The organism is Natronococcus occultus SP4 (assembly GCF_000328685.1).
Lineage (GTDB): Archaea > Halobacteriota > Halobacteria > Halobacteriales > Natrialbaceae > Natronococcus > Natronococcus occultus.
In genome coordinates this window covers 3,528,291-3,543,761 of record NC_019974.1, presented here as the reverse complement: position 1 = coordinate 3,543,761, position 15,471 = coordinate 3,528,291, and the positions used below count along the sequence as shown (strand labels likewise).

The 15,471-nt window shown below is 67.8% G+C and carries 9 protein-coding genes and 1 pseudogene; 4 read left to right on the top strand and 6 right to left on the bottom strand.

Going from position 1 to position 15,471, the window contains the following annotated elements; all coding sequences use genetic code 11:
• Position 1: 1 nt before the first annotated feature.
• Positions 2-1,366, top strand: coding sequence for a glycoside hydrolase family 68 protein (locus NATOC_RS17215; protein WP_015322751.1), 1,365 nt, complete (start codon positions 2-4; stop codon positions 1,364-1,366).
• Between the two features lie 100 nt (positions 1,367-1,466).
• Here NATOC_RS17215 and NATOC_RS17210 read toward each other — a convergent pair.
• Positions 1,467-3,666: pseudogene (locus NATOC_RS17210) on the bottom strand (glycoside hydrolase family 32 protein).
• Between the two features lie 179 nt (positions 3,667-3,845).
• Here NATOC_RS17210 and NATOC_RS17205 point away from each other — a divergent pair.
• Entirely contained in the window at positions 3,846-4,049 is a 204-nt protein-coding gene (locus NATOC_RS17205; RefSeq protein ID WP_015322749.1) for a hypothetical protein, read from the top strand.
• A gap of 55 nt (positions 4,050-4,104) precedes the next feature.
• Positions 4,105-4,533 carry a hypothetical protein gene (locus NATOC_RS17200; RefSeq protein WP_015322748.1) on the top strand — a complete coding sequence of 143 codons (429 nt, stop codon included), beginning with the start codon at positions 4,105-4,107 and terminating at the stop codon, positions 4,531-4,533.
• Between the two features lie 2 nt (positions 4,534-4,535).
• On the opposite strand, the gene mce is transcribed toward NATOC_RS17200, so the two are convergent.
• The 3 genes from mce to NATOC_RS17185 are packed head-to-tail and all read right to left on the bottom strand — an operon-like array spanning position 4,536 to position 8,519.
• Entirely contained in the window at positions 4,536-4,919 is a 384-nt protein-coding gene (mce, locus tag NATOC_RS17195; RefSeq protein WP_015322747.1) for a methylmalonyl-CoA epimerase, read from the bottom strand.
• A gap of 34 nt (positions 4,920-4,953) precedes the next feature.
• Complete coding sequence (locus tag NATOC_RS17190; protein ID WP_015322746.1) at positions 4,954-7,647, bottom strand: PAS domain S-box protein; 2,694 nt, start codon at positions 7,645-7,647, stop codon at positions 4,954-4,956.
• Between the two features lie 44 nt (positions 7,648-7,691).
• Positions 7,692-8,519 (bottom strand): aldo/keto reductase, encoded by an 828-nt coding sequence (locus tag NATOC_RS17185; protein WP_015322745.1) that lies wholly within the window; start codon positions 8,517-8,519, stop codon positions 7,692-7,694.
• Positions 8,520-8,737: 218 nt separating this feature from the next.
• Here NATOC_RS17185 and NATOC_RS17180 point away from each other — a divergent pair, with 218 nt between their 5' ends.
• Entirely contained in the window at positions 8,738-9,181 is a 444-nt protein-coding gene (locus NATOC_RS17180) for an NUDIX hydrolase (RefSeq protein ID WP_015322744.1), read from the top strand.
• A 27-nt stretch (positions 9,182-9,208) separates the two neighbouring features.
• Here the strand turns inward: NATOC_RS17180 and NATOC_RS17175 are convergent, their stop codons facing one another.
• Positions 9,209-10,891: an acyl-CoA mutase large subunit family protein gene (locus NATOC_RS17175; protein WP_015322743.1), complete on the bottom strand. Its 1,683-nt coding sequence runs from the start codon at positions 10,889-10,891 to the stop codon at positions 9,209-9,211.
• Between the two features lie 92 nt (positions 10,892-10,983).
• Positions 10,984-15,453, bottom strand: coding sequence for a hypothetical protein (locus NATOC_RS17170; protein WP_015322742.1), 4,470 nt, complete (start codon positions 15,451-15,453; stop codon positions 10,984-10,986).
• Between the last annotated feature and the right edge of the window lie 18 nt (positions 15,454-15,471).

The window sequence follows — 15,471 nt, the reverse complement described above, 5'->3', positions numbered from 1 at the left end:
CATGCACGACGAACCGACCGTCGACCGCGAGCAGCGGTCGATCTCGCGGTGGACGCGCTCGCAGGCGGCCGCGATCCGGCGAAGCGAGGAGACGCTCGCGCCGGTCGTCTACCCGCCCGCTTCGGAGCTCGACTCCGACCTGCACGTCTGGGACACCTGGCTCCTTCGCAACCGGGACGGCTCGATCGCCGAGATCGACGGCTACCGGGTGATCCTCTCGCTAACGGCGCCCGCCGAGTTGCTGCCGGGGACGCGCCACGACGTGGCGACGATCCGGTACTTCTACTCCCGGGACGGCCGCGAGTGGACCTGCGGCGGCCCCGTCTTCGAGGACGCCCGGGAGCGAGACGGGAGCGACCGAACGGGAGCCCACGGCCCCTTCGGCTCGCGCCAGTGGGCGGGGTCGGCGCTGTACGACGAGCGCGGGGATGGCGACGGGGAGCTGTACGTCTACTACACCGCCTCGGGAACCCGCGGCGAGGACGAGCTCACCTACACCCAGCGGATCGCGGTCGGCTCGGGTGGAACCGTCGAGACCGACGGCGACGGCCTCGACGTTTCGGGGCCGTTCGACCACGAGATCCTGCTCGAGCCCGACGGGACCGAGTACGAACGCGAGGAACAGTCTCGGGGGATGATCTACACCTTCCGAGATCCGTGGTTCTTCGAGGATCCCCGGACCGGGGAGACCTACCTGCTGTTCGAGGCCAACACGCCGGTTCCCGACCCCGAACGGGCGAGCGACCGGTACGGCACCGATCCGGAACACCTCGATTTCAACGGGAGCGTCGGGATCGCCGTCTCGCCGTCGGGCGATCCGACCGACTGGGAGCTTCGGCCGCCGATCCTCGAGGGCGTCGGCACGAACCAGGAGCTCGAGCGTCCACACCTCGTGGTCCGGAACGATCGGTACTACCTTTTCCTCTCGAGTCACGAGCACACGTTCGCCGAGGGAATCGACGGCTACGACGCGCTGTATGGCTTCGTCGCGGACTCGCTGCGGGGTGAGTACGTCCCGCTGAACGAGTCCGGGCTGGTCCTGACCAACCCCGAGAGCGCGCCGTTCCAGACCTACTCCTGGCTGGCCTACCCTCACCGCGAGGAGGTGCTGGTCAGCAGCTTCTTCAACTACTACGACCTGCGCGGACTCTCGCTGGACGACGTGGCCGACCTCCCCGCCGACGAACAGCAGCGCCGGTTCGGAGGAACCCTCGCCCCGACCGTCCGGCTGGACGTCGGCGGCACGGAGACGCGCGTGCTGGGCGCGCTGGAGCACGGCTACCTGCCGCTGCCGGACGAGGACCTCCCGGCCCTGCTGTCGTCGTACCGAGCGGAGAGCGACGCGGACGGGTCTCGGTACCTGTAGTTGGTGCCGCGGCTTCCTCGTTCAGAGATGTGGTTGCCGGCGAGTCGGAGTAACGGGGGAATCACGAGCCGAGTGACGTGCGTGGTTTGTGGAATTCTGCCTACCGCTTGGACCCACGACTGAAGTCGTGGGCGTTCGCTATATTTGTGTCATCTACCGATGGCCAGGCCGACCCCATCGTCCAGCACTCGAGGTCCTCGAAGGCGGCCAGCCCGTCGGTGGCGTACAGCGAGACGCCGTCGGTGTCCTCGCGTGTCGGGAAGATCCGGGTCGACAGACAGTGGCGCTCGTTCGCGAAGACCTCGAGGACGGAGCCGTCGACGAACAGGCGAAGGGAGAGCGGCCCGTCGACCGGGGTGACGGGCATCGAGACCGGGTCGGTCGAGGCGCGGGGGTCGGTCGTCGACGCCGCGCGGTCGACGACGAGGTCGCTCTCGCGGGTGTACCGCAACAGCGTCTCTTCCTTGCCGTCGGGCGAGCGCCGAACCGCCAGGCCACACTCCGCGGCGTCCTCGAGGCGAATCTCGGCCCGGAGCTCGAACGAGTGTCCGGTAAACGGCAGCTCCCGGTGTTCGTCCTCGAGGGTCGGTGAGCCCGCGTAGGCCCGGTCCCCGCGAAGCGCCGTCAGCTCGGCGGCGGGGCGCTGTCGGAGCCGCCCCGCTTCGTCGAGGTCGATCCGCCGCGGGACCGAGAGCGAGCCCGACCAGCCCGCGTCCCACTGTGCTTCGGGGCTCCGGTCGGGTTTGATCCACCCCCAGGTGAGCCACCGGTCGTTGTCGTCGTCCCGCAGCGACTGGGGCGCGTAGAAGGCGCCGTGATCGAGCAGTCCCGTCCGATCGACCTCGAGGGAGCCATCCGCGTACTCGCCCAGGTAGTACCGGACCGCCTCGTAGTTCGAGACGTGTAACAGCCGTTTCTCGTCGAGATCCAGCAGTTCCGGACACTCCCAGATCATGCCGTCCTCCTCGGGCTCGCCCGAGAGGATCGGCCCCTCGTAGCTCCAGTCGGTGAAGTCGTCGTCCTCGCTTGTATACAGCAGTGCGGTCCCGCCGCCGTCCTCGATCCCGGAGCCGATGAGCTGGTGCCAGACGCCGTCCTCTTGCCAGACGTTGTGGTCGCGGAACTCGGCGCGCCAGTGCTCGCTCGAGCGAAGCGGCGGCTCGACGGGAACCGACCTGATGACCGGGTTTTCGGGCGACTTCTCCCAGCCCGTCAGCTCGTCGTCGGCCGCGGTCGCCAGGCAGGGGAGCTGCACGTCGTCGCGACCACCCGTGTAGAGAATCTGCGGCGTCCCGTCGACGTCGACCGCACAGCCTGACCAGCAGCCGTCGCGGTCGGGACCGTTCGGCGAGGGCGTCAGCGCGATCGGGCGGTCCTCCCAGCTCACCAGATCGTCGCTGACGGCGTGGCCCCAGTGGATCGTCCCGTGGTGTGGCCCCGCGGGGTTGTACTGGTAGAAGACGTGGTAGGTTCCGTTCCACTCGATCAACCCGTTCGGGTCGTTGAGCCAGTTGCCGGGCGGCGAGACGTGGTACCGCGGACGGTGGTGATCGTCGGCCAGCCGCTCGCGGGCCGCCGACAGCTCGGCGACGCTCCCGGGCTCGTTCTCGACGAGCCGCTCGTCGTCCGCGGCCAGGACCCCCGAGCAGGTTCTCGAGGATGCGGCCACGATTGCGGGCGGCGTCCTCCGGGGCGGGGCCGTCGAAGCGGATCCCCGTTCCGAGCCCGGCAACGTCGCCGTCGCCGACCCGCCAGCCGACCAGGGCGGGTTCGGCGGGGGCCTCGCGGTCCGCGCGGAGCGTGCTCGCGAGGACGGCGCCCCGCTCGGGCAGGACGCGCTCGTAGCGCGCGCAGGGCTGATCGCCTTCCGGCGCTCGCGTCGGAACCCGGAGCTCCTCGAAGCCGTCGAAGGCGGGGTGGTCGGCCCGCAGTGACTTCCAGAGCAGCCCGGTCGTCGTCGTTGCGTCCTCGACGACCGACACGTCGGGACCGACCGGGTCGATCCCGAGCCCGGGGACGGCCTCGAGCGCGCGCAGCGAGAGCAAGAGCCCACGGCCGTCCGCGAGGGACGCTTCGAGGGGACCGCGGACGTCCTCGAGGGGATCGCCGTCCTCGAGGGGCGCAACGCGGTGCCACCAGAGGACGTCGTACTCCGAGAGGCGGGCGTCGGCGGCGACGTCGGCGAGCGGGATCGGTTCGGCGTCGATCCCGGCCGCCGCCGCCCACTCGAGGGCAGCGTGTTGCTCCGGCGAGGGGTCTCCGTCGACCAGAAATCCGACGGGCGCGGCTAGTTCGCTCATCCGTTCCCAACGCGTCGTCGGACGGTAATAGGACTGCCGACGTGCAACGGGGCGGGTCGGCGCCGAACGCGTCGATCGACGTCGGCGTCGTCAGCGTCATCGACCCGGCCACCGGGGTGGGGTTCGCTTGGACGGGCAAGGGGGGAGTATTTCCTCGCGGCTCGCCTCTATCGAGGACGATGTCCACTAACGGCGGTTTCGCCGATTCGTCGGCGAACAAGCTCAGTATCGTCTCGACGGTGATCGACGCGGGACTGGCGTTCGCCCGCGGCCGACCCAAGAGCGGCCTGCTGTTGCTCGCGGCCGCAGCGCTGTCGACGCGGATCCCCGGGATCGGGACCGCGACCTCGATCCTGCTGCGCGTGATCCACCGGCTCCGGTAGGAGCGCGGCCGCACCCGCGGCGAAGACGTTTCTACCGCGACGTGGACGGTTTGGTATGCGACGACGAACCATACTACACGGCGTCGCGAGCGGAATCGCTGCGGGTAGCGGGGTCATCGGCCGCGAGGACGACGATCGAGAGCCGTCGCTCGAGCGTCGCGGCGGGCGCTGTGCCGGCGACGAGCGCAACGGGGCGACGGTTCGGTGTCCCGATGACGGAGTCGTGATCGAGGGGCTGATCCGAACGCCGACTCCCTGCCACGAGATCGCGCTCGAGTCGGTTTCTCGTCCCGACGACCGCGACGTCCTCGAGGTCGCGATCCGGGTCGGCTCCCTGGACGGGGTCTGCGTCCAGTGTCTCGGCGTCGTCGAGTACCGACTGGAGCTCCCCGTCGATCGGCGCGAGAACGAACGGGTCGAGATCGTCCACGTCCGTGCCGAGGAGACGGTTCGGGCGCCCGCGAGCGAACGGGAGACCGACTGAGCTCAGTGTTCGACGAACTCGATCAGGATCCCGCCCGTATCCTTGGGGTGGAGAAAAGCGACCGAGTGGCCCCACGCGCCGGGCCGTGGCTCCTCGTCGACGAGCGCGACGTCGTGTTCGCGGGCGGTCTCGAGGGCGGCGTCGATGTCGTCGGTCGCGAGCGCGAGGTGGTGGACTCCGGGGCCGTCGTCCTCGAGGTAGCGGGCGATCGTCCCGTCCTCGAGGGGCTCGAGCAGCTCGAGGTAGCCGTTCCCGCAGTCGAGGAAGACGACGGACATTCCGTCGAACTCCTCCTCGTGGGCGATCTCGAGGTCGAACAGCACCTCGTACAGCGCCGCCAGCTCGGCGGCGTCGTCGGTCGCGATCCCTGCGTGATCGATATGCATCGGGCGAGCGGTTCGGGCCGCCGGACGGAGAGTGTTACCCTTCCGGCGATCCCCTGACTGGCAGCGTAAACGAGAACGTCGACCCCTCGCCGGGTTCGGAGTCGACCCAGATCTCGCCGCCGTGGCGCTCGACGATCCGCTCACAGAGCGCGAGCCCGATCCCCGTTCCCCCGTGGTCGGCGCGGCTGTGGAGCCGCTGGAACATCTCGAAGATCTGCTCGCGGTCCTCCGGCTCGATCCCGATCCCCTCGTCGCGAACCGAGACGACCCACTCCGGTCCGCGCCGCTCGGCCGAGACGCGGATTCGCGGGGTGTCGTCGCTGTACTCGATCGCGTTCTCAAGCAGGTTCTGGAACACCTGCCGCAGCTGGTGTTCGTCGCCCTCGACGGTCGGGAGCGACTCCGCCTCGACGTCGGCGCCGCTCTCCTCGATTCGCATCTCGAGATTCGAGCGGGCGCCTTCGAGGACGGCGTCGAGATCGACGGGTCCGAGCGGCCCCCCGCGGGTCTTGACCCGGGCGTAGGCGAGCAGGCCGTCGATCATGTTGCGCATTCGTTCGGCGCCCTCGAGAGCGAACTCGAGGAACTCCCGGCCGTCGGCGTCGAACTCGTCCCCGTAGCGTTGATCGATGAGCTGGAGGTAGCTCGAGACCATCCGCAACGGCTCCTGCAGGTCGTGGGAGGCCGCGTACGCGAACTGCTCCAGTCGCCTGGTTTCGGCCCGGAGTTCGTCGATGTACTCCCGGCGCTCGAAGTGAAACGTCATCAGGGTCGCGAGCGTATCGATCAGTTCCCGTTCCTCGTCGATGAACGGGTCGGACTCGCTTTCCGGCGGCGGCTCCACGAAGCCGACGTCGATCCGGATCGACGTCCCGCTGTCCGTACTGGCGTGGGCGGTGATCTGGCGTTCGAAGGTGCCGTAGGCGTCGGTGGCTGCCTCGTGCTCGCCGACGGAGACGTGGGCTGCGGTTCGGTCCGGATACCGGAACGACCGGGGGAGCTTCGAGACGAACTCCTCGAGCAGCTCCTCGACCGGTCTGTCGCCGGTCTCGAGCAGGCTCGTCGCGAGCTTGACGGCCGCCAGCTCCTTCTCTCGTTCCTCGAGTTCCCGTTTGCGCCGCTCGGCCAGCTCTTTCAGATCGGTGATATCCGTCGCGGTGACGACGACCTGCTCGGGAACCTCCTCGTCGGTACCGATCGGCGTGGCGTTTATCGACAGCCACGTCCGCGTTCTTCCGGGCCGATCCAGACGGATCTCTCGGTCGTAGACGGGCTCGCCGGTCTCGAAGACCCGGCCCGCCGGTCGATCCTCGATCGGTAGCAGTCGCCCCTCGGCGTCGTACATCTCCCGCTGGCCCGCGGCGTACTCCGAGGACTCGTCCGGCGGGACGCCGAGCAGGGTCGCCATCCGCTCGTTGGCCCGGCTGGTCGACCCGTCGGGGTTGACGACTGCGATCCCGACCGGGCTCGTCTCGAGAATCCGTTCGGTCAGGTCTCGCTCGCGTTGGAGCTGCTGTTCGCGCTCCCGGCGTTCGGTCATGTCGCGGGTGACTTTCGCGTACCCCTGGAGCTCGCCGTCCTCCCTGATCGGCGTGATCGTCACGTTCGCCCAGAACCGCGACCCGTCGGCGCGGACGCGCCACCCCTCGTTCTCGACGCTGCCCTCGGTTCTGGCCCGCTCGAGGTTTCGCTCCGGGACGCCGTCGGCCCGGTCGTCGTCGGTGTAGAACGTCGAGAAGTGCTCGCCGACGATCTCCGACACGTCGTACCCCTTGATCCGTTTCGCGCCCCGGTTCCAGCTCTGGACCCGTCCTTCGGGATCGAGGACGAAGATGGCGTACTCGTCGACGGCGTCGACCAGTGACTCGAAGCGCAGCTCGCTCTCGCGCCGGGCACGCTCGGATCGCTTCCGGTCGGTGACGTCGTAGTACAGCTCGACGCGACCGCCGGCGTACCGTCCGGACTCGATCGGCTTGCTCCGGTGCTCGAGCCAGCGCTCCTTCCCGTCGGGGCCGTCCGTGATGCGACACTCGAACTGCTCGACGGACGTATTGTCGTCGTAGGTCGCAAGCACGGTCTCCGCGAACCCCTCGGGATCGGCGAGACGATTGCGAATCGTCTCCTCGATGACGGTTCGTTTGTTCCGGCCGATGAGCTCGTCGCGATCCACGCCGAAGTAGGTTTCGACGGTCTCGTCGGCCCAGACGACGTCGAACGTCTCGTCGAGGACGAACACGCCGACGTCGGCCTCGTCGATGACCGAAGAGATGGACTCGTCGGCTTCCCAGACTGTGTCCGAACGACCCCGTTCGGGAGCTCCGTCGACCTCCCGGGCGACGGCGACGACACCCTCGAACTCGCCGTCGGCCTCGAGGACGTTGAACCGAACCTCACAGAGGAGTCGACCGCCGTCGGCGGTCTCGATCGCGAGCTCGAGTGTCGTCTCGGGAGCGTCGCCCGTTTCGAGTCGCCCGCGAAGCGCCCGATCGAAGCGGGCGAGGTCGTCCTCGTCGACGAGCGCCACGAGCTGTTCGCCGAGCAGTTCCTCCCGGGCGTACCCGGTCTGCTCGAGGACGGCGTCGTTGACGGCGGCGATCCGACCGTTGGTGTCGAGCCGGTAGATGCCGTCGTCGATCGCGTTCGTTAGCGTCCGGTACTGCTCGAGCGATCGTCTCTCGGCCGCGTCGTCTCGAACCCCGTCGTCGGGTGCCCCCACACCGTCGCTCATAGCCGTTCAGTGACGGGTAAGCCGGATAAGTGCTTGCCCGTCGGTCAGTCCAGTCCGAGCTTCGACGCGATCCGGGCGGTGAGACGCGGATCGGTCAGCTCGAACACCCGTCGCCGCTCCGCGGTCGAGAGTTCGAAGTCGAAAATCTCGGCGTTCGCCGCGACGTGCTCGGGGCTCGCGGCCTTCGGAATCGCCGCCACGGCCGGCTGCTGGAGCAGCCACCGGAGCGCGACCTGGGACGCCGACTTGCCGTAGCGCTCGCCGATCTCCGCGAGACGGTCGTCGCCGACGACGGCCCCCTCGGCGAGCGGGCTGTAGGCCGTCAGACAGACGTCGTTGTCGGCGCAGTAGGACAGGAGCTCGTCCTGGCGGTGGTAGGGGTGGTACTTCACCTGGTTGGCGACGATCGGCGTCGCCGACAGCTCCCGGGCGCGCTCGAGTTGCTCGACCGAGAAGTTGCTGACGCCGATGTGCTCGACGGCGCCCTCGCTCTGGAGCTCGTTCATCGCGTCCAGCGTCTCCTCGAGGGGGACGCGGTCGCGGGGCGCGTGGATCAGGAGGAGATCGACCGTTCCGAGCCCCAGCCGATCGAGGCTCCGGCGGGTCGACGCGAGGACGTCCTCGCGGGCGAGGTTGTCGGTGTCGAGTTTGGTCACGACGAAGACGTCCTCGCGGGGGACGTCGCTCGCCGCGAGCGCGTCGCCGACGGCGTCCTCGTTGTCGTACAGCTGGGCGGTGTCGAGGTGGCGGTAGCCGGCCTCCAGCGCGGACGTCACCGCCTCGCGACAGTCGTCGCCGGTCATTCGCGCGGTACCGAACCCGAGCGCCGGGATCGCCGCGTTCCCGGCGTCGATCGTGTGGCTGTCGGTCACGTCGGTTCGTTCGACGTCGACGGGCTTCAGTCCTCCCTGCTCGTCCGCAGGGTCGGCTCCGGGGCGTCGTCTCGTCGGCGCGCCGACCGACGGTGTCGGGGTTTCGGTCCTGGGTCAATCTACCCGTCTTCGAGATCAGCCGTCGTCCTTTAGGAATATATAGTGGGTTAGCTTCAACCTTAGAAAGAGTTTTATGGACGGTCGTAAAGTAACTGGCTATGGTTGGAACCGAGGTACCGTGCGTTCCCAAAGTCTGTGCGTACATCACCCGAAACGATCGCGAGCTGCTCACGTTCGAAGCGGACGGCCACGACGGTCTCCAGGTCCCGAAGGGGACGATCGAACCCGGAGAATCGCCGCTCGAAGCGCTCCGACGGGAGGTCGCGGAGGAGAGCGGGCTCACCGAGCTGCAGTCGGTCAGACGCCTGGCGGACGACGTCTGGGTGCGTCGGCTCTCGCCCGCGAAGCTCTACCGCCGTCACTTCTTTCAGGTCTCCGTCGAGGAGGACCGCGACGCCTGGACCCACGTCGTCACCGGCGAAGGCGAAGAGCGCGGGATGGAGTTCGAGTACGCCTGGCGGGAGCTCCCGACGGCCCGCGAGTTTGCCCTGTCGCTCAACGACTACGTCGATCGGCTCGAACCGGTCGCGCCCCGGCCGTAGTTCGCTCGTTCCCCAAGCGGCCGAGGGCTACACGGCGCTGCCGGGCTGGTACTCGCCGAACTCCTCGCGGAAGACGGTACAGATCTCGCCGACCGTCGCGTAGGCCTTCACCGCGTCGACGATGTACGGCATGACGTTCTGGTCGCCGCGTGCGGCGTCCCGCAGCGCCTCGAGGGCGGCGTCGACGTCCTCGTCGTCGCGCTCCTCGCGGACCGACTCGAGGTGGTCGACCTGGCGCCGTTCGTCCTCCTCGGTGACCTCCTCGACGTCCATCTCCGGGTCCTCGTCGACTTCGAACTCGTTGACGCCGACGATAACGCGCTCTTTCTCCTCGATCTCCTTCTGGCGGTCGAAGGCGGTGTCCTGGATCTGGCGCTGGACCCACTGCTGATCGACGGCCTCGAGCATCCCGCCGCGCTCGTCGACCTCCTCGAGGATTTCGTAGGCGTCGTCCTCGACCTCGTCGGTCAGGGATTCGACGTAGTAGCTGCCCGCCAGCGGGTCGATCGTGTCGGCGGCGCCGGACTCGTGGGCGAGGATCTGCTGGGTCCGCAGGGCCGTCCGGACCGACTCCTCGGTCGGCAGGGCAAGCGCCTCGTCTTTCCCGTTGGTGTGGAGACTCTGGGTGCCGCCCAGGACGGCTGCGAGCGCCTGGTAGGCGACCCGGACGACGTTGTTCTCGATCTGCTGGGCGGTCAGCATCGAGCCCGCGGTCTGGGTGTGGAACTTCAGCTGCTTCGATTTGGGATCGTCGGCGTCGAACCGCTCCTCCATGATGTCGTGCCACATCCGTCGTGCGGCCCGGAACTTCGCGACCTCCTCGAAGATGTTGTTGTGCCCGTTGAAAAAGAAGGAGAGCCGCGGGGCGAACTCGTCGACGTCGAGCCCGGCGTCGAGGGCGGCCTCGACGTACTGGATGCCGTTGCCGAGGGTGAAGGCGAGCTCCTGGGCCGCGGTGGAGCCGGCCTCGCGGATATGGTAGCCCGAGATCGAGATCGTGTTGAACTTCGGCGTCTCCTCGGCACAGAACTCGAAGATGTCCGTGATGATCCGCATCGAGGGCTCGGGCGGGTAGATGTAGGTGTTGCGCGCGATGTACTCCTTCAGGAGATCGTTCTGGATCGTCCCCCGAAGCTCCGCGCGGTCGACGCCCTGCTGGTCGCCCACCGCGATATACATCGCCAACAGGACGGACGCGGGCGCGTTGATCGTCATCGAGGTCGAGACCTCGTCTAACGGAATGCCGTCGAAGACGGTCTCCATGTCCGCAAGCGAGTCGATCGCGACGCCGGCCTTCCCGACCTCGCCGGCGGCCATCGCGTCGTCCGAATCGTACCCCATCTGGGTCGGCAGGTCGAAGGCCATCGAGAGCCCGGTCTGGCCCTGGTCGAGCAGGTAGTGGTAGCGCTCGTTGGTGTCCTCCGGCGTCGAGAACCCGGCGTACTGGCGCATCGTCCACAGCCGACCGCGGTAGCCAGTCGAGTACACCCCGCGTGTGTACGGCGGCTCACCGGGGTTGCCCAGATCTTCCTGGTAGTCGAGGTCGCCGACGTCCTCGGGCGTGTAGAGCCGATCGACCTCCTGGCCGCCCGTATCGGTCGTAAACTGGTCCTTGCGCTCGCCGAATCGGTCGAGCACCGGCTCGACCTCCTCTTCGTGCCACTCCTCGCGGCTCTCGCGGATCTCCTCGAGTTCCTCGGGATCGAACATTATCGTTACCGACGATCGGCGTCGGCTTCAACCTTTTCGAGTCACGTCCGAGACGACACGAGAGACGGAACCGATTCGATACGGTTCCTGGCTCAGGACATGTCGACGTCCTCGAGATCCGGATCACCGTAGCCGGTCAGCGCCGGACGGTAGGAGGCGTCGATCGTCCCGTTCGTGAGCGTGACGTCGGAACGCCGGATGCGGACGCTGCCGCCCGCGGCGGTCGTGATGTCCTCGACGTCGAAGTCCTCGATCGTCAGTCCGCGGTTGTTCGTACTGCTCGTCTCCGTACAGCGGATCGCCGGCGCCTGCACGTTGGGACCACAGAACAGGTCGAGATCCTTGATGTGGCCGCCGTCGGCGTCGCTGTTGACTCTGACGATGTCGTTCTGTGCGTCGGAGCCGTCGATCTCGATCCGCTCGGCGATCGCCTCGCCGCCGTTTAGCCAGAGGCCGGCCCCGGGGTAGGTCTGATCGGAACCGCCGTCGAGCAGGATCTTACAGTCGCGGGCCTCGTCGGCGGCACCGATCCGGATGTTCCCGTTGCCGCAGTTGACCGCCATACTGTGATCAACGAAGTTCTCGCCCTCGCTGTTTCGCACGTAGAGACCGTTGTCGACGTAATCCTCGACGTAACACCGATCCCAGATGTTGATCCCTTCGTGTGGCGGGTCGGCACTGCAGCCGATCGAGTGGCCGACCGACGGCTGACTCGAGTCGGCGATCTCGCCGTCGGGGAGCCCGAAGTTGCGGATCAACGACAGTGCGTTGGGATCTCGGGTGTTGATCATACAGGTGTAGCGGTCACCGCCGTGAGGGCCGTGCCGCCAGCGCTCGCCGACGAGTTCGACGTTGTCGATCAGACAGCGGCCGACGTGGGCGCTGATCAGCCCGGCGTCGCGTTCGGCCTGGTCGTCGATATCGACGTCGAGGTTCCGAAGCGCGACGTGTTTCGGCGGGTTGTTGGTCGCCCACTGTCCGAGCAGGAACGCGATGTCGACACCGTGATCGCGGATCTCGAGGGTCGCCCGCGGCTTGCCTCTGATCTCGAGGTACTCGATCGGATCGAAGACGACGAACTCGGTGTTCCACGTGTAGCTTCCCATCGGGAGGACGAACTCGTGGTTGACCTCGCTCTGCGAGCCGATATACGAGAGGATCTCCGCCGCCAGGTCGCCGTTCTCGTCGATCGAGGACTCGGCGACGACGTCGACGGTCGTCACGTCGTCGGGCGGAGTCATCACCTCCGCCACGAGCCCGTGGGTCGACTCGGTGGGCGTCGGAGCGGATACTGGCTCGGGCTCGCTTTCGACCGGCTCGGTCGGCTCGATCCGGTCGACACAGTACCGGTAACTGTCGGACTCGAGGTCGCCGCCGTAGATCCCGTGGGTCGCCTCGAGGACGTCGCTCGCGATCGGGTACTCGATCTCGGTGCGACCCCGAACGAAGCTCTCGCCGTCGGCGTCACAGAGCACGCGGTAGTGCGTGTCGGCCTCGAGGCTTCCGTTGAGGACGAACGTCTCGCCGGCGTCGAGACCGGCGATCGATCGGTCGTCGAGGACGTCGCCGTCGTCGTCGGTCAGATACGCTCTCGTGACGCCTTCCGTTTCCCCGGAGAGGCGACACTCGAGGGCGTCTGCCGACTCGGTCGCGAGCAGGCGAACGCCGGAACGATCGTCGAGCGAGCTCCAGGACTGGCCCTCCTCGTCGTCCCCGAGCTCCAGTGCGGGCTGCTCGGGTTCGTCGGCGTCGTCCGCGTCGTCGGACATCTCGCCGCTCTCGGCGGTGATCCGATCGACGCAGTAGCGGTAGCTGTCGGACTCGTAGCCGACGCTGTAGATCCCGTGGGTCGCCTCGAGAAGGTCGCTTGCGACCGGGTATTCGATCCCGGTCCGCCCGCGGACGTAGCTCTCGCCCTCGGCGTCACAGACGACGCGGTAGGTCTCGCCGGCCGCCAGGTCGGCCTCGAGGACGAACTCGTCGCCGGCCGCCAGGTCGGCGATTGAACGCTCCGCAAGGACGTCGCCGTCGTCGTCGGCGAGCCGAGCCCTCGTGAGCCCCTCGCTCTCCGCGGAGAGGCGACACTCGAGGGTGTGGACAGGCGCCTCGGTCCGGAACCGAACGCCGGAGGGGTCGTCGAGCGAGCTCCAGGACTGGCCCTCCTCGTCGTCGCCGAGTTCGAGGGTCGCGACCTCGTGGTCGGGCGTCTCGTCGGCGTCGTCCTCGCCGTCGTCGACGGAGACCTCGTACTCCCGCTCGGCGGCGACCCGGTCGAGACAGTACCGGTAGCTCTCGGAGCGGTAGCTGCCGCCGTAGATCCCGTCGGTGACCGCGAGCAGGTCGTCTTCGATCGGGTAGTCGGCCTCGGATCGGCCACGGACGTAGCTGTCGCCGTCGGCGTCGACGAGGACGCGGTACGTTTCGCCGGCCTCGAGGGCGGTCTCGAAGGCGAACGCGTCGCCTGCCTCGAGATCGGCGATCGAACGCTCTTCGAGGACGTCCTCGTCGTCGTCGGTTAACACCGCCGTCGTGACACCCTCGGTCTCGCCCGAGAGCTGACACTCGAGGACGTCGACGTCTTCCTCGGCCCGGAGTCGAACCCCGGACGGGCGGTCGAGCGAACTCCAGGACTGAGCCTCCTGGTCGCCGCCGAGATCTAGCTCGCTTTCCTCGCGTTCGATCTCGGTGCCCGACTCCGAGTCGGAGCCGGCTCGCTCGGCGGTGATCCGATCGACGCAGTAGCGGTAACTGTCGGACTCGAGGTAGCCACCGTAGATGCCCTCGGTGACCGCGAGCAGGTCGTCCTCGAACGGGTAGTCGACGGACGCTCGCCCGCGAACGTAGCTGTCGCCGTCGGCGTCACAGAGGATCCAGTAGTGGTCGTCGGCCGCGAGGTCGGCTTCCAGGGTGAACTCGTCGCCGGCCTCGAGGTCGTCGAGCGAGACCTCCGCGAGGACGCCGCCGTCGTCGTCGGTGAGCTGGGCTCTCGCGAGGCCGTCGCTCTCACCGGAGATCCGACACGTCAGCCGCTCGAGATCGTCGTGTGCGCGAAATCGGACTCCGGAGAGGTCGTCGAGCGAGCTCCAGGACTGGCCTTCCTCGTCGCTGTCGAGCTCGACCGTGCTCGTCGTCGGTTCGGACTCCTCCGGCTCTTGCTCCTCGTTTTCGGGCTCGCCGGGTTCGCTCTCGGCGACCGAGACCGTGATCCGATCGACACAGTAGCGGTAGCTCTCGGACTCGTAGTCGCCGCTGTAGATCCCGTGGGTCGCTTCGAGAACGTCGCTCGCGACCGGGTAGCCGATCCCGGTTCGACCGCGAACGTAGCTGTCACCGTCGGCGTCACAGAGGATTCGGTAATGATCGTCGGCCGCGAGGTCGGTCTCGAAGCTGAACGTCTCGCCGGCCTCGAGGCCGTCGATCGATCGTTCCTCGAGGACGTCGCCGGCGTCGTCGGTCAACGCCGCCGTCGTGACCCCCTCGGTCTCGGCCGAGAGCCGACAGGTCACGTCGCGGACGTCCTCGTCGGTTCGGAACCGAACGCCGGAGGGCTCGTCGAGCGAACTCCAGGACTGGCCCTCCTCGTCGCTGCCGAGGTCGAGCGTATCGGTCCCGTCGTCCTCGTCGTCGCTCGCGTCGCTCTCGCTCGTGTGGACGACCGCGCCGGCGCCGTCGGGCCAGATCTGGTCGATACAGTAGCGGTAGCTGTCGGAACGCTCGTCGCCGCCGTAGATCCCGTCGGTTACCTCGAGCGTCTCGGACTCGAGGGGGTAGTCGACGGACGCTCGCCCGCGGACGTAGCTCCGTCCGCGCGCGTCGAAGACGACGCGGTAGTGTTCGTCGGCCGCGAGTTCGGTCTCGAAGGCGACCGTGTCGCCGGCCTCGAGGGTCGCGATCGTCTGTCGCTCGAGGACGGCCCCCGAGTCCGTGGTCAGATACCCCGTAATCAGCCCCTCCGAGAGCTCCGAGAGGCGACAGACGAGCCCGTCGACGGGCTCGGCGGTCCGGATCCGAACGCCGGACCGGTCGGTCAGACTCGCCCAGGATTGGCCCTCCTCGTCGCTGTCGAGATCGATCGCGTCCTCGCGTTCGGTCTCTCGAACCGGGCCGATCCGATCGATACAGTAGCGGTAGCTGGTCGACTCCGCGCCGGCTCTGGTGTACAGCCCGTTCGTGACACGGAACCGATCGTTCTCGAAGGGGTAGTCGACCGCCGACCGACCCCGAACGTAGCTCCGTCCGTGAGCGTCACACTGGATCCGGTACGTTTCGCCGGCCTCGAGGCGGCTCTCGAAGGCAAACGTCTCGCCGGGATCGAGCCCGGCGATCGTCTGGCGTTCCAGCACCGTCCCGCCGTCGGTCAGCAGGTAGGCCGTGATCAGTCCCTCGCTGTTCGACGAGATCCGACACTCGACCCCATCGAGCGTCTCGCGCGCGACGAATTCGATTCCGGACGGGTTCGTCTGGCCGTGTTGTGCTTCGTCGTCACCGTCGAGATCGAGTGCGTCCTCGTGGGAGCCCTCGGTCCCGTCCCCATTGGTTCGATCGTGTACTTGTGTTGTCATCGTTTCGCTGTTTCGCTT

What these genes read in the sequence shown, in the direction of transcription:
- NATOC_RS17175 (WP_015322743.1), bottom strand. Translation starts at nt 10,891, where the DNA reads ATGTTCGATCCCGAGGAACTCGAGGAGATCCGCGAGAGCCGCGAGGAG.
- mce (WP_015322747.1), bottom strand. Translation starts at nt 4,919, where the DNA reads ATGCATATCGATCACGCAGGGATCGCGACCGACGACGCCGCCGAGCTG.
- NATOC_RS17200 (WP_015322748.1), top strand. Translation starts at nt 4,105, where the DNA reads ATGCGACGACGAACCATACTACACGGCGTCGCGAGCGGAATCGCTGCG.
- NATOC_RS17170 (WP_015322742.1), bottom strand. Translation starts at nt 15,453, where the DNA reads ATGACAACACAAGTACACGATCGAACCAATGGGGACGGGACCGAGGGC.
- NATOC_RS17205 (WP_015322749.1), top strand. Translation starts at nt 3,846, where the DNA reads ATGTCCACTAACGGCGGTTTCGCCGATTCGTCGGCGAACAAGCTCAGT.
- NATOC_RS17215 (WP_015322751.1), top strand. Translation starts at nt 2, where the DNA reads ATGCACGACGAACCGACCGTCGACCGCGAGCAGCGGTCGATCTCGCGG.
- NATOC_RS17180 (WP_015322744.1), top strand. Translation starts at nt 8,738, where the DNA reads ATGGTTGGAACCGAGGTACCGTGCGTTCCCAAAGTCTGTGCGTACATC.
- NATOC_RS17190 (WP_015322746.1), bottom strand. Translation starts at nt 7,647, where the DNA reads ATGAGCGACGGTGTGGGGGCACCCGACGACGGGGTTCGAGACGACGCG.